We start from the raw sequence: 18,676 nt of genomic DNA on the forward strand, positions 1-18,676 counted from the left end.
AACTAAGAATAAATTCTTTATTAGGAGGGAATTTTATGACGTTATTGAAGAAGTTAACTATGTTACTTATTTTGTCGTCGGCGGTCTTGATGCTTATTATTTCTTGCAATGGATCAAATCAGAACACCGGTATGAAGAGTAGCGGTGCCGTCGCCATGGCTGAATCAAGCATGGCTGAAGAAATGGCTGCCGGCTTACCCGATTTTAATTCGCCGCCCGTTGAGGACAAGAATCTCAAAGTGGAGGGAATGCCTGAGGAAGTAGTTTGGATAACAAGTTATCCGAAAGACTTATCGTCAAAAAACACAAAGAAGGGAGGTACATTTCATACATACACTGCGGAGTACCCCACAACTTTCAGGTACACAGGCCCTGAATCAAATTTAGGTACAAGAGATCTTATGTGGCCCCATGTCGGTTTCGTTGGAGAAAATAATGAAACCCAAGAGATTACACCTCTTTCTGCCACACACTGGGCTTTCGGTGCAGACAATCAAACAGTTTATTACAAGCTCAATGAAAACATGAAGTGGTCGGATGGCGTTCCTTGTACGGCAGATGACTGGGTTTTTGCTTGGGAAGTAATGTGTTCACCCAACTTAAATGACCCTTGGTATAATGACTACTACAGTAAACGCGAAGTTAAAAAGATTAACGACTATTGTGTTTCGGTTAAATATTTGGAATCCGACAAATTGGAAAAAATCGTTCTTATCGGTGAAACCGATTTTAAACCCCGGCCCAAACATTTCTTCAATGGCGAATTAAAAAAAGATTGGTACATTGAATATAACTGGAAGATTGAACCTACAAACGGAGCTTACATCGTAAAAGAATCCGAATGTGTTCAAGGCGAAATGATTGTTGTCGAAAAGGTTGCCGACTGGTGGGGACATTCTTATCCTCATTTAAAAAACCAAGCTAATATTCAAAAAATTGAATACAAGGTTATTACAGGCGGATTGGATATTATTGAAAACTATTTCTGGAACGGCGAAATCGATATGTTAAATATGAATTTCCCTCACGTTTGGAGAAGAGGTGCTACAAATGATAATGTTACCAAAGGTTATGTAGACCGCTGGGTATGTAATTATTTGCCTACTTCAAGTATGTCCGGGATGTTCTTTAACACAAAATATCCGTTGTTCAGCAATAAAAAAGTTCGACAAGCTATGTACTATGCTATCGATATTCAGGGAATGATCGATCAAGCTCTATATGGCGACTATAAGAGAATGCATAATATGTGTAATGGTCAGGTAGCTTACGGAACCGATTTTAATGATCACACAATCAGAAAGCCTGATTTTAATCCTGAAACTGCACGCAAAATGTTTGCAGAAGCCGGCTATTCCCAGGTTGGAAGCGACGGTATCTTAAAAAATGCAAAGGGTGAAAGACTCTCATTTGAGCTCCTTTACGGTTTTGCAGGCCATACAGAACGCTTGTCTGTTCTTAAAGAACAGGCTAAAAAAGCCGGAGTTGAAATTGAACTTAAGCTTATGGAAAGCGGTGCTTTTAACGCATTTATAAATAAAAAACACCAAGCCTATTGGGGCGGTTATGCTCCCAGAACATGGCCTTCACCCTGGCAGTTCTTTGCTAAAGCCAATGCCGATAAAGTAAGTACAAATAATACATTCGGCTGGTGGAGCCCTGAGATGGAAAAACTTTTGGATGTTGACCGCAGCGGACCTACTCTTGCAGAAAAGGCAGAAAATAACAGAAAGATTGAACAAATCGTTCATGATGAAGCCTTAATTGTTCCCGGTACCTACATCGACTTCTATCGATGCGGTACATGGAAGTGGGTAAAACTTCCTTGGTGGGGTAACCGAAAATTCAATATAACCGATGATTATTTTAAATATGACGGTTATATGTGGATTGATGAAGATATCCGTCAGGAAGTTCTTAAGGCCAAGTCCGAAGGCAAAACCTTTGAACCTCGTGTTTGGACTCCTTCAACCCGTTATATTGCGGACTAATTTTTTAAGTTTTATAGACTTAAGCCTTTTTTAGGCCTGGGCTTATAAAAATCAATAAGGTTTGGAGGCTTCAGAGCCGTCTGATGTTCAGCTTAGAGCCTCCAAATCAAAATTAATCTTAGAGGTGCAGGGAGCTGCCCTGCACCCAATTCGGAGTTGTATTTATGAGTGGAGAAAACCTTCTCACGATTGAGGATCTTTCCGTTTCTTTTAAAAGCGGTGCAGGGGATCCTGTAGAGGTAATAGACAGAGTATCGTTAAAATTGGAACGAGGAAAGACTTTATCCCTTGTAGGGGAGTCGGGATGCGGAAAAAGTGTAACAGCTTCTTCTGTTATGCGTATTTTGCCTCAGCCGTACGGAATTGTTACCAACGGAAAAATACTTTTTGAGGGTCAAAACATTTTGGATCTGCCCATTGAAGAGATGTATAAAAAGCGCGGTGCAGAGATTGCGATGATCTTCCAAGAGCCTATGACGGCTTTAAACCCTGTGCACATTGTTGAAAAGCAGATTGGAGAAGTCTTTGAACTTCACCGTCCCGAAATAACAAAGGACGATAGACAGCAACACGTTTTGAAGGTTTTAAAAGATGTAGAAATGCCGTCTGCCGAACAGAGGTTAAAAAACTATCCCTTTCAGCTTTCAGGCGGAATGCGGCAGCGTGTTATGATTGCTATGGCCTTGGCCGGCCATCCTAAACTGCTTATTGCAGATGAACCGACAACGGCCTTGGACGTTACCGTTCAAGCCCAAATTTTGGCCCTAATAAAGGCCTTACAAGAAAAAAACAATATGAGTGTTCTGTACATCACACATGATATGGGTGTTGTTGCAGAAGTCAGTGATGATGTTGCGGTTATGTATGCGGGACAAATTGTGGAAACCGCCGATGTTAATACTATTTTTAAAAACCCGCGCCATCCTTACACAAGAGGATTAATTGCGTCCATGCCCAAGATGAACTCTGAGCCTAAGACGCATCTACCATATATAAAAGGTGCCGTACCCTCTCCGAGGGCTTATCCAGCCACCTGCCGTTTTGCAGAGCGATGTTCTTATGCAACCGATTACTGCCGTTCAAATACGCCCAAGCTTGAGGAATTTGAACCGGGGCATTTTATCAGATGCTTTAGAGCAAAGGAGTTAGACTAATGGCCGAAAGACAACCTATTTTTGAAGCAGTTGATTTAGTTCAAGAATTTTCTCAAGGAAAATATACTAAAAATGTTGTTCATGCCTTAAATGGTGTAAACATAAAAGTATACCCCGGTGAAACCCTTGGTCTTGTAGGCGAGACCGGCTGCGGCAAAAGTACCCTTTGCCGTGCAATGATGCGCCTTTACAAACCTACGTCCGGAAAAGTTCTTTATAAGGGCAGAAGCATTGAAAGCCTGCCTGAGCGGAAGCTAAGAGATGTCCGCCGGAATGTTCAGATGATTTTCCAAGATCCTGCAGACTCCATGAACTCCCGAATGAATGTCGGTTACATCATCGAGGAGCCCCTTCTTATCCAGACAAAGATGACTCCAAACGAAAGAAAAGAAAAGGTAATGGGGCTTTTAAAATATGTAGGTCTTCCGGAAGATGCTTATTACCGATACCCCCACGAATTTTCAGGCGGTCAGCGTCAGCGTATTGCTATAGCCCGAGCTCTCGTTTTGGATCCCGAAGTTGTTGTATGTGATGAACCTGTAAGTGCTCTTGACGTTTCCGTTCAATCGCAGGTTTTAAACCTTCTTTTGGATATGCAAAAAGAAAGAAACTTAACCCTGTTGTTTATTTCGCACGGTTTAAATGTAGTTAAGCATATGTCCGATAGAGTTGCTGTTATGTATTTGGGCTCTATAATGGAGATGGCTCCTTCGTTGGAGATATACAAGGATCCTTTGCATCCTTATACTCAGGCCTTGATTGCAGCCATTCCCGACACCGATCCCGATAACAGGCGCAGAAGAATTCCCTTTACCGGTGAAATTCCTTCACCTATTCATCTTCCTACAGGCTGTCCCTTCCATTTAAACTGCACAAAGAAAATCGATAAGTGCTCGGTTGAAAAACCTGTGCTTCGGGAAGTTGCAGAAGGGCATATGTGTGCCTGCCATTTGGTATAAGAATTATAAAGAGGTGCCGCTTTTACGGCACCTTTAATTTTTGGTAATAAAAATTGAAAACTAAATTTTTTTTTCTTTTTGCTTTATGCACTCTTTTTTTTGTTTCATGCGGTTCTAAAACCGTATCTTATCTTGATCAGCCGGCTTCAGATGCTTACGATAAAATTTTAAAGGAAGAAATAGAAAACCCTCCTGATTTTTCGGCTCCTCCCGTCTTGGTTGATGGTTTCCGCCTTGACGGAACTCCTGCCGGCTTAAAGTGGTATACATCTTATCCCAAGGATCTTTCTTCTAAGGCCTTAAAAAAAGGCGGCATCTTCTACGGCTTTTTGGGCGATATACCCAATACTTTCCGATATATGGGGCCGGGTGCCGATGAGCTTTGTGTAAAGCTTTTTAATACCCAAATGCCTCTTTTGTGGACATCATTGGAGACATTTGAATTCTTGCCGTGTTCGGCTGTGTATTGGGCTGTAGATGCTGATTCTAAAACCGTTTACTACAAATTAAACGAAACAATTTTATGGTCTGACGGACAACCTTGTACGGCTGAGGACTGGGTTTTTGCCAACGAATTCTGTAAGTCGAAAAAAATTGTTGACCCGATAAAAAACAGAGAACATAATAATCTTGAAGTAAAAAAAATAAATGACTTTTGTTTGTCGGTACATGTGCTTGGCAGTCAAAAATATACTGAGCAAGAACTTTTGGATATAACCAATTTTAAACCTATTGCAAAACATTTTTACGATGGGGCTGTTCCCGATGACTGGATCGCAAAATACAACCGTACCGTTGAACCTACTACAGGACCTTATACTCTAAAAAAATATGACTATAATAACGGTCTTCATTTTAATAAGGTTGAAAACTGGTGGGCTCATAACTATCCTCATTTTAAGGCTATTGCTAATTTTGACGAGATTTTTTATAGGATAATTACCGGAGATAAACGGCCGGCTTTTACAAAATTTGCCAGAGGTCTTTTTGATGTAATTCATATAGACGATCAGGGGGAATGGGTGAGGGCCGAGGCTTCTGCCGATGTTCAAAACGGTTTTATCAATCTTTGGAGAGGCCGTCATGTTCCGGTACAAGGTCCTGCCGGTTTATTTTTTAACAGTCAGGCCGCTCCTCTCGACAATCTTTTTGTCCGTAAAGGACTTTATTATGCCGTCGATATAGACGGTATGATAAACAGAATTTATTCGGATAAAAGAGTTAGGTTGCACACAATCGGTTCAGGCCAAACTTGGGGAAGTGCCGAATTTAATAATTCCGGTATAAAAAAGCCGTCCTTTGACCCTAAAAAAGCCAGAGAGCTTTTTGCTAAGGCCGGATACGATAGGGTAAATTCTTCCGGGATTTTGATAAATTCTGAAGGAAGGGAATTGAGTTTTGTTATTCTATATAACGATCCTTTATTGTATGAAGCTTTCGGCTTTTTATATGCTCAGGCCTTGATTGCCGGCTTAAAAATTGAGTTTAGGCAAATCGGCGGAAAACTTTTTGATAAGGTTTCAAACAGGGACTATCAGGCTTGGTGGGGCAGTCTTAATTCTTACCGCCTCCCCGATAACTACAGCCTTTTTCATTCTTCATTTGCCGAATCAAAAAGTTTTAATAATTTTTTCGGTTATTCAGACCCTGAACTGGATAGGCTTTTAGAAAAATATGAGAATACTTCTTTAACCTATCTTGAAAAAGCGGCCGTAAACCGTGAGATAGAAAAGCGTGTAGATGAAGCTGCTCTTATGATTCCGTCATTCTACAAAGATACAATTGATGTTATGGCTTGGAAGTGGATTTGCTTTCCCTCTTGGCTCAATATGAAGCATCAAAAATATCTTGATGACCCTATGTTCGGTTATATGTGGTTTGACGGCGATATTGAAGCTGAGTGTATAAAAGCTAAGGATGAAAATAAGCTTTTACAAATGCGGGCTTATTTTTTGAGTGAGAGGTACAAGTAAATTTTTAGAAGAAAAAAAGGCAAAAAAAATCGAGTTCACTTTTCAGCGAACTCGAAATGTAAATAAAAAGGAGTAAATTAAGAAAAAACTAAACTTTTTTTGTAACGTAATCGCTTTTTAAGCATCGAGAACACATTTTAATGGTTAGAGTTCTGCCGCCGATTTCTGTTTTTACATTCACTAGATTGGGCTTCCAAACTCTTTTTGTGTGAATTTTGGACTTACTTACCGAGTTACCTGATAATGAGCCTTTTCCGCAAATTTCACATACTCTTGACATATCGCACCTACCTTTAAAAAATCAGCTGACCTAGAAAGGTCAGCCGTCATTCGAATAGCTCCCCCGCGCGGGTTCGAACCACGGACCCAGTGGTTAACAGCCACTTGCTCTGCCTACTGAGCTACAGGGGAATGCTTCCAACTAGGAAGTTTTAGGATATTACACTATTTCTTATAAAATGTCAATAGAAAATAGCAAATTTTTTTGTGTTTTTTTGTTGTACAACTTACCGTTTTGATTTTGTCAAAATTCCGGATTCGGTTACCACAAGGTCTACAGGATAGTCAAATTCTCCCATCGGAATACTGTCCAAAATTTGCCCCGAAAAACAAAGCCCTGCAAGGCAGACATCTTCTTTTTTTACGCTTTTAAAGAGTTTTTCAAAAAATCTGTCATAAAAACCGCCGCCCCTGCCCATCCTCTCTCCTTTTTTTGAAAAAGCCCTGCCGGGAACCAAAATTAAAAGAGGGAGTTCCAAAGGACAAGTCTTTTTTTCTTCTTGATTTTGAGGGAAGAGTGTTAAGGCTTCCTTGGAAGGTTCCATGATGCCGAAGGCTCCGCTTTGCACAGGTTCAATTTTGCCGTCTTTAAATTCCATTTTTTTGAATACCAAATCCTTATCTAAAACGAGGGGCAGGGCGATAGTCTTTTTGTCCTCCGCTGCCTGCTTTAAAAGCCCCAATGTGGGAAATTCCTCGTTTATGGGATGATAAGCAAAAACGGTTTTGGCTTTTCCGTATTGAGGTATTTTATTTAAAAAGACCCTACAATATTCTTTGCTGTTTTGCTGCTCCTCGGTGTTTTTTATGAGGGCCTTTCCTTCAGGGCTTTTAAAATACTCTTTTATGAGTTTTCGCACCTGTGCCTTTTCTTCTTTAAGCATTTTTACCTATTTTCCTGTGCTTAAATTAAATTCATCCATGGCTTTTTTTTGCAAAACGGTATTCAAAAAAAGCCGGATTTTCTATTGAAGTTACCTGAACATAGCATTTTTCGGCCAGAGTATATTTTTTGGTCAGATTATAAAATTCTCCAAGATAAAAAAACATTCTTCCTTTTTTTATCTTGTCTGTTTCGGCCGTTGCCCTGTTTATGAGTTCACTGTCGCCTGCAAAATCTATAAAAAGGCGGCATAAAAAGTATTCGTTTTCTTTTTCTGTACGGTTAATTGTTTTTAGATAGTTTTGCATAAATTTTTTGGCATCCAATTTTTTATTTTGCCTATAAAGACTTATTGCGTATAATATTGCATATTGATAAGATGCCGGAGACTTGTTTAAGGCTTTTAAAAATGCCGTACCTGCGTTGAGCCAATCGCCTTTTTCCCAAAATAAGATACCGGCTCCTTCCAATGCAAAATAATAGGGCGGATAGAGATTGCATACTTTTATGTAATCATCCAGAGCTTCTTCCTTGTAGCCTAGATCATCGTTTATGCCTGCCCTGTAAATATAGGCTATGTATGAATCTGGAGTAAGCTCTATAACCTTGCTGTAAGCTTTTTTTGCTTCCTCTTTTCGGCCTATTGTAAGATTGTAAGAACCGATATCGTTCCAATGACTTGGATTGTTCGGTTCAAGTTCGGCAGCCTTATTTATATCCTGCAGGGCCTGATACATTCTGTTTGTTTCTGATTTTATGCGTGCAAGTTCTGCAAGGGCTATGCTGTTATTCGGTTCAAGTTCCAAGGCTGCGGTTAAATTTGATTCTGCCTGATCGAGTTTTCCGTCAAGGTAGTTTATACGGCCGAGGCCTATGAGGGCTTCGGTGCACTTAGGATCTACCTTATAGGCTTGTATAAATTTTCTTCTGGCATCACTATATCTTTTGCCTGAATATAAGTCCAAGCCCTGTTCGGTTAACGCCCGTGAATCTTTGGGATTGATGGCCAAAATTTTTTCCAAGTATTGATTTTTCTTTTTAAGATTGTTTTCGGATTGGGCCATCATAACTTGTGCATAAAGAATGTCTGTATTATTCGGATAGGTCTTAGAAAGTTCGGCTGCAAAAGTTTCGGCTTCTTGATTTTTTCTCATCGAAATGAGGATGGAAAGTTTTAGATATTGTATCTTAAAATCCTTGGTCAGTTCAGGATCCGATTCATCTATCAATTTTAAAATACCGTCAAAGTCTTTATTATTTGAAAGAGCTGTAAGTTTATCATTAAATTCTTCTCGGGAATTTTTGTTTTCTTTTTTTGCCGATTTTTTAGGTTGAATTTTTTTAGGCTCCGCTGCGGAAGGCTTTATTACTATCGGCTTGATTGTTTTAGTTTCAGCCTTTTTAGGTTCATTCTTTTTTTCTTCTTCGACTATGGGCGGTTTGGCAGCCTCTTGGGTTGTCTTACACGAAAAAACGACGGCTGCAGCAATCAAAAAACTAAAACACACAAAAATTCGCTTGGTTATTTTCATAATAACTCCTTATAAGTATTGCAATTATTCCTTAGTTTATATAAACTATAACATTATGAAACACAAATCAAGTAGGATAATTTCACTAACTATATTGTATATACTAATTATTTTCGGCATATTTGTTATTCAGTTTACCATAGGGAAGACTTTTTATTATACAATAGGAGCTATGACCGTTTCGGGAAGGGATGAGGTTGATGAAAACGGCAAAAGAATTCCTCTTTTACCCCTGCATATAGTTTCAAACGGTTTGGACTTTTATATTACGGATCAAACTCCGATTCTTGCAAAGACAACCGGCAATGAAGATCTCACCCTCAAAGTTTTAGACTACAAAAAAACCGATAATTCTTTTAGTGTTATTTGTTCTAATGATGTTTTAATAGATTTTACTTCATACCTTTCGGAAACAATTGATTCCGTGAAGATTTCCGTTTCTATGCCGTCAGTAATAGAAACAGTCTATTTTCCCTGGAAACTGACTCAATCGGCCCGCTTGGAGAGGCAGGATGAGCAAATATTTTTACGATACGGAAAAGACAGGTTTGTTTTTAGGGGCGGCTACGGTTTTGGAAATTCCGATGATTCAACCGAGTTTCCTCATCTTATTCTTTCAAGTTCAAAGAAAACCGCCTTTTATGAAACCTATGTTCAATCTGAAAGTCTTGATTTTGATGCCATTCAACGCATTCCGATTGCAAGCGAAGAAGAATATAATAAAACCAAGCAATTATTTAGAGAAAATGCGTTGGAGCATTTTTCGAGTGTAATTTCGGCAAAAAATTATAATGAAGAACTTTTGACCGCATATATAGCCGAAAAAGCATATAGGGGCGAGTATGCAAAGGCTCTTGCTTCGGCATCGGCCTCGCTTTTGCCTAAGGAAAAGCGCACCTATATATCGAGTACATTTTATGATAACCTTGTTCAAAACGATAAAATGCTTGCTGCAAATTACAGAAAAAAGCTATCAGGTATTGAATCAGGAATAACCAAGGGAGAACTTGCGGTTTTTGATATGGAAGCCCTTATTCCATTTTTGATAAATAACTCAAGGGCTGCTTTAATTCCTGCCTTGGAAAAACTGGCTGCTAACTCAAAGCAAGAGGCCTTAAATTCTTTTTTTGCCGTAGGTTTATTGGAAGCTGCAATGGATTTTGCTCTTTATTTTCCTAATAAACAGAATATTTTTATGGAAAATTCCGAAAAATGCGAAACTGTTTTAAAAGAATCTTTAATTTCGATCGATGAAGGAATTTATATATCTGCCGATAAAAAGGCTATCGATACGGAAAAAACTCTGCAAGCCGCATCAGTTTTAATCCGTTACGGAAGCTCCTATCCCGATAAGGTAGCATGGAAGGCTGTCGGACAAGCCCTGTATTCTTCAATATTTTCACTTGGCGGAGGCTCTCCCGCTTTACCGTCTTCTTTTGATATTCAAGGAGACAAGGCAAAAAAATTAGGGCTTATGGCTAACGATGCTCTTATTCTTTATGCAGAAAAACTGTATCCGGCTGCTATTCGGGATAATCCTTATTATCCCCATGCAGAATCTTTGGCATTAAAGTCCGAACCCGGTATTTGGGCTTGGACATCGGCTCAAGAAATAAATGTGCTTAAAAATGATGCAAAAATATTCAGCTTTAGAATTTCGTCTAAGACCGGCAATACTCATTACCTGATTATAAGAGGAATCAGACCCTTTTACAGGATACAAATTCATGGTCTCGATTTTAGAACAGATCCCAGATTTGAAATTTATAATTCTTCCGGCTATGTTTATGATGAAAGAACCCGTACTCTTTTGTTAAAAATGAAGCATAAAAAAGATGATGAGGATATAGTGCTCTTCTTAGGCCGTCCGCCTGAACCGGCTCCTGCTTCCCCTGCTGTTCAAGAGGGTACTGCCGGAGAAAATAGGGCTGCAAGCGGCAATCCTGCTGAAAATTCGGGTTCGGCAGAAGCAAAAACTGATTCATCCAATACGGATAACGAATAAAATCTTATTCTTTTTGCCGGTTTAAAACTTTTTTTATAAATATTGATAAAAAACTATCCTTTTTTGCTAAAATGTGGTATAATATATACTGTCTTGCAAAAAAATTAAGGAGTTAAGGTGAATAAAAGAGATTTTCCGCGTGTTCATTTTTACGATCAAGATTTCGTGGACATTTATGATAGAACATGGGCTTTGGTTCATGATTTTTGGCATTCAGCAGGCGACGGTAAACAGGGTACCGAGGGTTTTTTTATCTATCCGGAGGCAGAAGGCAATTTTTTAAATCAATATGAAACTATATTTTCTTCTTTTTTCTTTGTTTATTCTAATAAAAATTATACGCCGAATTCTGCTCTTGATTTTTTTTATGATCGGCAGGAAGAAAACGGAGCTATACGCAATAGATATGATTTTGATTCAAAGGAACCGGTTTTAAAAAGGGACAATCCCGAAGGTCTTGGAATGCCCTTATTTGCATGGGCCGAGTACAATATTTATCATAAAACAGGAAACAAAAAGCGTGTAAAAGATATTATGCCTGTTTTGATCAAGTACATGAACTGGATCGACAAAATGTTTAAGTCGCATAACGGCTTGTACAAAAGTCCTCTTGAAACAGTCAATATGCCTAATACTCCGCGAAAAGAGGCCGTTTTTTTAACGGATTTTAACTCGGCTCTTGCCGTAAACGCCCTTTATATGTCTGCCTTGGGCGATATCCTTAACGACAAGGAAATAGATTTTCAGTATAAAAGGATGTATTTTACCATAAAAACCAGAATCAATTCCATGATGTGGAATGATGAAGACGGTTTTTATTATGATCTTGATGCTGAAGGCAATCAGATAAAGAAAAAGACCCTTGCCGGTTTTTGGCCCATGCTTGCCGAAATTCCCAATGAGGATAAGGCCGCTCATTTGGTGGAACACCTATCCAACCCTAAAACCTTCGGTGTGGACCATCCATTTCCAAGTCTTGCTGCCGATGAGCCTGAATATGATGAAAACGGAAACGGTGCCTGCGGCAGCGTCTTCCCAATTTTGAACTTTGTTGTAGTAAAGGGCTTGGAAAAGTATAACCGCTGGGAGATAGCACGAGAATGTGTTATAAGGCACCTTTACTATGTGCTTGAAACCCTTTCTCCTGCAGGAAATTCCAAAAAACAAGGCTTTTTATGGGAGGCTTATTCTCCTGTAAAGGAAGGCCCCGCCCAATGGAAGGGAAAACCTGCTTTTCCGCGTAAGCAGTATCTGGTCAGCGTCGGTCTTTCTACAATCAGCCTGATGATCGAAAATGTTATCGGCCTTTCGATAAGTCTTCCGCGTAAGACTGTAAACTGGACTGTACCTAATCTTGAAGTCATGGGTATAGAAAATTTAAGCCTTAAACGGAACCTGATCACCATTCTTTCATCCAAAAGTCAGAGGGGATGGGAAATCCATATGGAAAGCGAAAAGCTCTATTACTTTACCATAAATATCTTAAACGAAAAGAAAAAGACTCTTCCGATTCCGTCAGGCAAATGTTCAATGCTGATAGATAAGCTTTAAATTATATTCAAGGCCTTTTGAGTTTCTACAAGCTCTTTTAAGGCCTTAATATAGGCTGCCTTTCTCATGCTCACGTTATAAGTTTCTTTTACATCCCATACCAGTCTAAAGGCTTCAATCATTTTATTTTCAAGGCGGTTGTTTACTTCTTCTTCGGTCCAATAAAGGCCTTGAAGGTTTTGTACCCATTCAAAATATGAGACGATTACACCTCCCGAATTGGCAAGGACATCAGGCACGCAGATAATGTTATTTTTTTCTAGAATTCTATCGGCTTCAGTAGTTACAGGGCCGTTTGCGGCTTCGACTATTATCGATGCTTTAATATTGGCTGCATTTTTTTCGGTAATTTGATTCTCTAAGGCCGATGGGATTAAAATATCGGTTTTTAGCTCCAATAATTCTTGATTGGTTATTCTTTTAAAATCTCCTTCAAAAGAATCGAGTTTTTTTCCCGTCTTTTTGTGTTTAAGAATTTGAGGAATGTCTAAGCCTTTTTCACTGTATATGCCTCCGCTTGCATCGCTTACAGCTATTATTTTTGCTCCGTTCTTATAAAAAAGATCTGCTGCTGTTCCGCCTACATTTCCAAGACCTTGAATGGCTATGCTTTGATCTTTTAAGCTCTTATTAAGTTTTTTTAAAATTTCTCTTGTTGCAAAAAGCACTCCGCGGCCTGTGGCTTCTACTCTTCCCTTAGAGCCTCCGAGTGGAAGCGGTTTTCCCGTAACTACTGCGGGACTGAATTCTCCGGCATAAGTACTGTAGGTATCCGCTATCCATGCCATTACCCTTGCATTTGTTCCGACATCCGGGGCCGGAATATCCGTCTTGGGCCCTATAAAAGATGCAATACGCCTTGTGTAACCCCTTGTCAGCTTTTCAAGCTCAGTTTCGGAAAGATGAGAAGGTGTTACGCAGATTCCGCCTTTTCCTCCTCCGTATGGAATATCGACAACAGCACATTTAAATGTCATCCACGCGGCAAGGGAGCGAACCTCATCGATATTTACATCTTGATGGAATCTGATGCCTCCCTTTGCAGGACCTCGCAATGTAGAATGCTGAACCCTGTATCCCTTAAAAACCTTGATTTTTCCGTTATCCATTTTTACCGGTATAGAAATATGCATTTCTCGCTCAGGGCTTAAAAGGGATATGTAATCATTTTCTGCAAGATTAGCCGTATGTGCGGCTTCCTTGACCGTGCTTAAAAGTTTTTCGTATGTACTTGCCATAAATTTCCTCTAATTTAAAACAGTTTATGAGGAATTATACATTAAAATGTTTTCTTGTGAAAGTTATTAACAGGGGAAATTTAAATTTTTAACTTAAAAAAAGAAAAACGATTTCGGTCCGCAAGGGATATCCGGTATCCTCAAAATGTACATCCAAGGGTATCAATCAGATGTACTCAAGGCTAAAACGAAGAAAACTTGACAAAATCTTCAAAAGCCCAAGGAGCAATAGAGGACATAAATATGATTAACACGATAAATTTTGCTGCAGCTCATGAGTCCAAGCAGAGTACAGCATGGGTAAAACTTACATCTTACCCTTACAGTCTTTGGCAGGTCTTACGGCTCGGAGGTCATCATTGATTTTCGCCTTCCCGGAATAAACCAGTGGCATACTTGAAAAACAACTCTCTCACTTACGTCAGCCGGACTGCTCAGGACTTTCACCTGATTCCCTTTTCACCCCTTAGCTAAAAGGGGCACCAAGACCGAAACCGTTATTTAAACTAATTGTATACTTTTATAAAAAATATGTCAAGATACCAAAATCGATATTGTCAATTGAAAAATACTATATTCTATGATATAATCGATTCGTTGGAGGTGAGTGTATGTCTGAAAAAATGTATTGTGATCCGGCCGAGATCTTGGAAGTTACGGTGCAAAAGGGTATTGCAAAGGCTTCGACTCCTGTGTGGAAGCTGCTTTTATTAGGTTTTTTGGCTGGAGCGTTTATAGCCTTTGCTTCGGAAGGCTCTAATATGGCCGCCTTCGGGCTCTTTGCCAAGCCTGAAACTTACGGGCTTGGAAAATTTGTTGCAGGCCTTATCTTTCCTGTAGGGCTTATGCTTGTCCTCCTTGCAGGGGCCGAGCTCTTTACGGGAAACAACTTGATAATTGCAGGCGTTTTAGAAAAAAAGGTAAAAGTTTCTGCAATGCTGAAAAACTGGCTTGCAGTTTATATTGGGAATTTTATCGGTTCCGTTTTTCTTGCTTTTTTAATCGTAAAAAGCGGACAGCTTTCAAGCGGCGGAAACCTTTTGGGCGGGATGACGGTAAAAATCGCTTACGGGAAGGTTTCGCTTTCTTTTGTACAGGCTGTTTTTTTAGGCATTATGTGTAACTGGCTTGTTTGTCTTGCCGTTTGGCTTTGTTACGGGGCTAAGGATATGACAGGAAAGCTGCTTGCCGCTTTTTTTCCGATTTGGCTTTTTATAACTTCGGGCTTTGAGCACAGTGTTGCAAACATGTACTATATCCCCGCAGGCATTTTAGCGAAAAGCGTTCCGGCCTATGCAGCTGCCTCCGGTCTTTCTGCCGAGGCTCTTGCAAATATAAATTGGGCTGCCTTTTTTGTAAACAATTTGATTCCCGTTACTCTCGGTAACATAATAGGCGGAGCCTTTTTTGTCGGAACTTTTTATTGGATTTGCTATAAGAAAAAATAATTTTTATAAATTAAGGAATTTAATATGAAAGTAGAAAATTGTGATGTAGGCTTTATAGGCCTGGGTGTTATGGGAAAAAGCATGGCCGAAAGATTAAGGGCTGCCGGTGCCAAGATGCACGTTTTTACGCGCACAAAAAAATCTGCCGAAGAGATTCTTTCAAAGGGTGCACGTTGGTATGATGACCCTGCAAGTCTTGCACCCAACTGTAAAATCATCTTTACCATTGTCGGCTATCCGCAAGATGTTGAACAAACATATTTCGGAGAAAAGGGTTTATTAAAAACTGCAAAGCCCGGAACAATCTTTGTAGATATGACGACTTCAAGTCCGATCTTGGCAAAAAAGATTTACGATGAGGCAAAGAAAAAAGAATGTTTTTCGGTTGATGCTCCCGTTTCGGGCGGAGACATAGGGGCTAAAAACGGAACCCTTTCGATTATGGCCGGAGGAGATGAATCTGCCTTTAAAGAGCTTGAACCATTTTTTGCCTGCATGGGAAAAACTTGGGCCTTGCAGGGAGGGGCAGGAGCAGGGCAGCATACCAAGATGGCGAACCAAATAGCTGTAGCTGCAAACCTTTTCGGTACGGTCGAAGCCGTCTGCTATGCGGAGGCCGCGGGTCTTGATCCACAAAAAATGCTTTCCGCCATCGGAGGCGGAGCTGCGGGAAGTTGGCAGATTTTAAACAACGGGCCTAAGATGCTTCAAAAGGACTTTGCTCCCGGCTTTTACATTAAACACTTTTTAAAGGATTTAAACATAACCTTAAATGTTGCAAAAGAACTAAAATTGCATATTCCGGTTTTGGAACTTGCACAAAATTTCTTTAACAAGATGAATGAAGAAGGCTATGCCGAAAAAGGGACGCAGGCCATCTACGAATACTATAAAACCATTTAAAGGAAAATTTTATGCACAAAGATGAACAAAAAATCAAAGAGGTTCAAAAAAAATACGGACCCATTCTTGCTAAATCAGCTTTTGAGCTTGGTGCCTTAAAGCTGTCCCCCAATGCCCCCTTTACTTGGGCATCAGGCTACCGTATGCCCATTTATAACGACAACCGCCGCTTTTTGGCCAAGCCGGAAATGCGCCGTGCTATAGCCGAGGCCTTTGCGGAACTTTTAAAGGCAGTTGACTTCGATCCCGAATGGCTTGCAGGAACTGCCACTGCCGGCATCCCTCATTCCGTAAGCTTAGGCGACCTCCTGCAAAAAAGCGTTTCCTATGTGCGCTCAGGCGGAAAGGATCACGGCTTAAAAAATCAAATCGAGGGCTTGGGTGCCGATCCCGATTATAAAGGTGCTGGAGTTCTTGTTGTTGAAGATTTAATTTCGACAGGGGGAAGCTCCATAAAAGCCGTTGAGGCCGTGCGTAATGCAAACGGAAAGGTGCCCTTTTGTTTTGCTATTTTTTCTTACGGATTGACAGAAGCCGAAAAAGCCTTTGAAGAGCTGAATCCTCCGTGTATTCCGGTTACTATTTTAAACTACGATATTATGCTGGATGAGGCCGTAAAGCAAAATTATATAAGCGGAGAAAATAAAAAGAGCTTGGCCGAGTGGAGGCTTGATCCCTTCGCTTGGGGAGAAAAACACGGCTTTCCCAAAGTTTAAAAAATATTTTTATTATCTTAACACCAAATTCAAATAAGGACGGATAAATAAAAAAAAGCGGTTCTTGTTAGAACCGCTTTTCCGTCAAACTGTTTACAGCTTACCTTAACAGTGTCATGACACTCTGAGTTGCCTGATTTGCCTGTGCAAGCATTGCTGTACCGGACTGTGTGAGAATCTGGTTTTTGGTATAGTCTACCATCTCCTTAGCCATGTCTACATCACGGATTCGTGATTCGGAGGCTTGGAGGTTTTCTGCTGCGATATTGATACCTACAACAGTGAGCTCGAGTCTGTTCTGGTATGCACCAAGGTCAGCTCTTTGCTTGTTGATCTTCTTGATAGCTTCATCAAGGGTACCGATAGCACGGTTAGCTGTTTCGGGGGTTTCGATGCTCATAATCGATTCATCCCCGACATTGCGAACGCCGAGAGCCTTAGCTGTCATTGTTCCAATGTAAGCTCTTGTTCTCTGATCCATGTTGGCACCGATATGGAACCACATAGAAGCAGTTACGGTATTTTCTCCGGTCTCTTGAGCAAATCTTCCGGTAAGCATATTCATACCATTGAACTGTGCGTGGCTTGCAATTCGGTCGATTTCAGCGATAAGCTGAGATACTTCAACCTGAACATACAATCTGTCTTCTGCCGAGTAAATACCGTTGGAAGACTGAACGCTGAGCTCGCGGATTCTCTGGATAACATCTGTAGTTTCCTGAAGGAAGGCTTCCGCAACTTGAATAAAAGAAATGCCGTTCTGTGCGTTGGCACTTGCTTGGTTCAAACCGCGAATCTGGCTTCTCATTTTTTCTGATACTGCCAAACCGGATGCATCATCGCCCGCTCGGTTAATACGTAAACCTGAAGAAAGTTTTTCTATGTTTTTTTGGTTCATTACATGGGTGTGACCCAATGTTCTTTGTGAAAACATAGCGCTCATGTTGTGATTAATGATCATATTCCTACTCCTTTGGTGATTTTCGGCAATTATTAATTCCCGCGGCATCCCTGCCGATATGTCATTTCTGGATCCTCTGTCGTTCCGCAGAAGACGGAAGCACATTAAAATTTAAGCTGTGCTTAGTTCATTTATCGGAGAACTAAAAAAAGACTTAAGAAAAAAGTTGAAAATTTTATAAAGGAATTTTACATTATTTTTTTCTAAAAGAAAATCTTAGTATGCCGAAAATCATATAGTAAAAGGTATGATAAACAAGAGGTGGTTATATGGTAAGAGGTTGGTATACTGCGGCGAGCGGAATGCTTGCACAGCAGCGTCAGCTGGATGTTATTTCAAACAATTTGGCTAACTTGGACACGACTAGTTTTAAAAGGGATGTTTCCGTTCAAAAGTCTTTTCCCGAATTACTTTTAAGAAGATTGAACGATGACGGAGTTATAAAAAATCCCTTCGGCTCATCAGACATAGCTCCTATTATAGGAAAACTGGGGCTAGGCGTTGAAACTAACGAGATTTTTACCGAGTTTGAACAAGGCTCTTTAAAACAGACAAGCTCGCCCGCCGACTTGGCATTGGAAGGGCGGGGCTTTTTTGCTATTGAAACACCTTACGGCGAAAAATATACCCGCAACGGAAATTTCATGGTCGGAGTTGAAGGCTATCTTATGACCAAGGAAGGCTATCCTGTTATGGGAGAAAACGGCCGCCTCTTTTTACAGGACATGGAATATAAGATTAATCAAGACGGACAAATCTATGTTCGCCCCATCACCCAACCAGAAAGCGATTCCGTTTATTTGGACCGCTTAAAAATTGTTGAATTTGAAAACGACAGATATTTGAGTAAAAACGGCTCAAGCTTTTACTTGGATACACCTCTTTCCGGTAAGGCCATTGCTGCCGAGGGCCCGTCCCGTCCGGTTGTAATTCAGGGCTTTATAGAGGCATCAAATGTAAATGTAGTAAACGAAATGGTTAGAATGATAGAAGTAAACAGGGCCTATGAGGCTAATCAAAAATCCATTCAGGCCGAAGATACAATGATGGCCAAGCTATGGAACGAAGCAGTTAAAAGGTAGA

14 protein-coding genes, 1 tRNA gene, 1 pseudogene and 1 riboswitch are annotated in these 18,676 nt (G+C 40.2%); of the genes and pseudogenes, 10 read left to right on the plus strand and 6 right to left on the minus strand.

Going from position 1 to position 18,676, the window contains the following annotated elements; all coding sequences use genetic code 11:
* The first annotated feature begins 35 nt into the window (after positions 1-35).
* From E4O00_RS01710 to E4O00_RS01725, 4 genes are all read left to right on the plus strand, one after another.
* A complete protein-coding gene (locus tag E4O00_RS01710; RefSeq protein ID WP_253678291.1) occupies positions 36-1,991 on the plus strand; it encodes an ABC transporter substrate-binding protein in 1,956 nt (651 codons plus the stop codon).
* 164 nt (positions 1,992-2,155) lie between these two features.
* Positions 2,156-3,145, plus strand: a complete 990-nt coding sequence (locus E4O00_RS01715; protein ID WP_253678292.1) for an ABC transporter ATP-binding protein — start codon at positions 2,156-2,158, stop codon at positions 3,143-3,145.
* Positions 3,145-4,104: an ABC transporter ATP-binding protein gene (locus E4O00_RS01720; protein ID WP_253678293.1), complete on the plus strand. Its 960-nt coding sequence runs from the start codon at positions 3,145-3,147 to the stop codon at positions 4,102-4,104. The genes E4O00_RS01715 and E4O00_RS01720 overlap by 1 nt, the downstream gene beginning before the upstream one ends.
* 53 nt (positions 4,105-4,157) lie before the next feature.
* Entirely contained in the window at positions 4,158-6,077 is a 1,920-nt protein-coding gene (locus E4O00_RS01725; protein ID WP_253678294.1) for an ABC transporter substrate-binding protein, read from the plus strand.
* An 88-nt stretch (positions 6,078-6,165) separates the two neighbouring features.
* Here the strand turns inward: E4O00_RS01725 and rpmB are convergent, their stop codons facing one another.
* The 4 genes and pseudogenes from rpmB to E4O00_RS01745 all read right to left on the minus strand — a co-directional run bounded on the left by rpmB (position 6,166) and on the right by E4O00_RS01745 (position 8,771).
* Positions 6,166-6,357 (minus strand): 50S ribosomal protein L28, encoded by a 192-nt coding sequence (rpmB, locus tag E4O00_RS01730; protein WP_002670427.1) that lies wholly within the window; start codon positions 6,355-6,357, stop codon positions 6,166-6,168.
* Between the two features lie 58 nt (positions 6,358-6,415).
* A tRNA-Asn gene (locus tag E4O00_RS01735) sits at positions 6,416-6,488 on the minus strand.
* Between the two features lie 95 nt (positions 6,489-6,583).
* Positions 6,584-7,240, minus strand: a complete 657-nt coding sequence (locus tag E4O00_RS01740) for a 5-formyltetrahydrofolate cyclo-ligase (RefSeq protein WP_253678295.1) — start codon at positions 7,238-7,240, stop codon at positions 6,584-6,586.
* A gap of 6 nt (positions 7,241-7,246) precedes the next feature.
* A pseudogene (locus E4O00_RS01745) lies at positions 7,247-8,771 on the minus strand (tetratricopeptide repeat protein).
* 55 nt (positions 8,772-8,826) lie between these two features.
* Between E4O00_RS01745 and E4O00_RS01750 the strand changes: the two are divergent.
* Entirely contained in the window at positions 8,827-10,776 is a 1,950-nt protein-coding gene (locus E4O00_RS01750) for a hypothetical protein (RefSeq protein WP_253678297.1), read from the plus strand.
* A gap of 117 nt (positions 10,777-10,893) precedes the next feature.
* Positions 10,894-12,327 carry an MGH1-like glycoside hydrolase domain-containing protein gene (locus tag E4O00_RS01755; RefSeq protein WP_253678298.1) on the plus strand — a complete coding sequence of 478 codons (1,434 nt, stop codon included), beginning with the start codon at positions 10,894-10,896 and terminating at the stop codon, positions 12,325-12,327.
* Here the strand turns inward: E4O00_RS01755 and E4O00_RS01760 are convergent.
* Positions 12,324-13,565 (minus strand): Glu/Leu/Phe/Val family dehydrogenase, encoded by a 1,242-nt coding sequence (locus E4O00_RS01760; RefSeq protein WP_253678299.1) that lies wholly within the window; start codon positions 13,563-13,565, stop codon positions 12,324-12,326. The two genes, E4O00_RS01755 and E4O00_RS01760, sit on opposite strands and share 4 nt — an antisense overlap.
* Before the next feature lie 313 nt (positions 13,566-13,878).
* Positions 13,879-14,067, minus strand: a riboswitch (cobalamin riboswitch).
* Positions 14,068-14,176: 109 nt separating this feature from the next.
* On the opposite strand from E4O00_RS01760, the gene E4O00_RS01765 reads away from it, so the two are divergent.
* The 3 genes from E4O00_RS01765 to E4O00_RS01775 are packed head-to-tail and all read left to right on the plus strand — an operon-like array spanning position 14,177 to position 16,632.
* Positions 14,177-15,013 carry a formate/nitrite transporter family protein gene (locus E4O00_RS01765; protein WP_253678300.1) on the plus strand — a complete coding sequence of 279 codons (837 nt, stop codon included), beginning with the start codon at positions 14,177-14,179 and terminating at the stop codon, positions 15,011-15,013.
* A 24-nt stretch (positions 15,014-15,037) separates the two neighbouring features.
* Complete coding sequence (locus tag E4O00_RS01770; protein WP_253678301.1) at positions 15,038-15,916, plus strand: NAD(P)-dependent oxidoreductase; 879 nt, start codon at positions 15,038-15,040, stop codon at positions 15,914-15,916.
* Between the two features lie 11 nt (positions 15,917-15,927).
* Positions 15,928-16,632, plus strand: coding sequence for an orotate phosphoribosyltransferase (locus tag E4O00_RS01775; protein WP_253678302.1), 705 nt, complete (start codon positions 15,928-15,930; stop codon positions 16,630-16,632).
* A 100-nt stretch (positions 16,633-16,732) separates the two neighbouring features.
* Here E4O00_RS01775 and E4O00_RS01780 read toward each other — a convergent pair whose 3' ends face one another.
* Positions 16,733-17,593: a flagellin N-terminal helical domain-containing protein gene (locus E4O00_RS01780; RefSeq protein WP_253678303.1), complete on the minus strand. Its 861-nt coding sequence runs from the start codon at positions 17,591-17,593 to the stop codon at positions 16,733-16,735.
* A 269-nt stretch (positions 17,594-17,862) separates the two neighbouring features.
* On the opposite strand from E4O00_RS01780, the gene flgF reads away from it, so the two are divergent.
* The gene (gene flgF, locus E4O00_RS01785) at positions 17,863-18,675 is read left to right on the plus strand and encodes a flagellar basal-body rod protein FlgF (protein WP_253678304.1); all 813 of its coding nucleotides are present in this window, start codon (positions 17,863-17,865) and stop codon (positions 18,673-18,675) included.
* Position 18,676 lies beyond the last annotated feature (1 nt).

The sequence above is a fragment of the Treponema sp. OMZ 788 genome (assembly GCF_024181245.1).
GTDB lineage: Bacteria > Spirochaetota > Spirochaetia > Treponematales > Treponemataceae > Treponema_B.

Excerpts from the sequence above, each read along its gene's own strand:
- E4O00_RS01765 (WP_253678300.1), top strand. The coding sequence starts at position 14,177 with ATGTCTGAAAAAATGTATTGTGATCCGGCCGAGATCTTGGAAGTTACG.
- flgF (WP_253678304.1), top strand. The coding sequence starts at position 17,863 with ATGGTAAGAGGTTGGTATACTGCGGCGAGCGGAATGCTTGCACAGCAG.
- E4O00_RS01740 (WP_253678295.1), bottom strand. The coding sequence starts at position 7,240 with ATGCTTAAAGAAGAAAAGGCACAGGTGCGAAAACTCATAAAAGAGTAT.
- E4O00_RS01775 (WP_253678302.1), top strand. The coding sequence starts at position 15,928 with ATGCACAAAGATGAACAAAAAATCAAAGAGGTTCAAAAAAAATACGGA.
- rpmB (WP_002670427.1), bottom strand. The coding sequence starts at position 6,357 with ATGTCAAGAGTATGTGAAATTTGCGGAAAAGGCTCATTATCAGGTAAC.
- E4O00_RS01780 (WP_253678303.1), bottom strand. The coding sequence starts at position 17,593 with ATGATCATTAATCACAACATGAGCGCTATGTTTTCACAAAGAACATTG.
- E4O00_RS01710 (WP_253678291.1), top strand. The coding sequence starts at position 36 with ATGACGTTATTGAAGAAGTTAACTATGTTACTTATTTTGTCGTCGGCG.
- E4O00_RS01715 (WP_253678292.1), top strand. The coding sequence starts at position 2,156 with ATGAGTGGAGAAAACCTTCTCACGATTGAGGATCTTTCCGTTTCTTTT.
- E4O00_RS01760 (WP_253678299.1), bottom strand. The coding sequence starts at position 13,565 with ATGGCAAGTACATACGAAAAACTTTTAAGCACGGTCAAGGAAGCCGCA.
- E4O00_RS01750 (WP_253678297.1), top strand. The coding sequence starts at position 8,827 with ATGAAACACAAATCAAGTAGGATAATTTCACTAACTATATTGTATATA.
- E4O00_RS01770 (WP_253678301.1), top strand. The coding sequence starts at position 15,038 with ATGAAAGTAGAAAATTGTGATGTAGGCTTTATAGGCCTGGGTGTTATG.
- E4O00_RS01720 (WP_253678293.1), top strand. The coding sequence starts at position 3,145 with ATGGCCGAAAGACAACCTATTTTTGAAGCAGTTGATTTAGTTCAAGAA.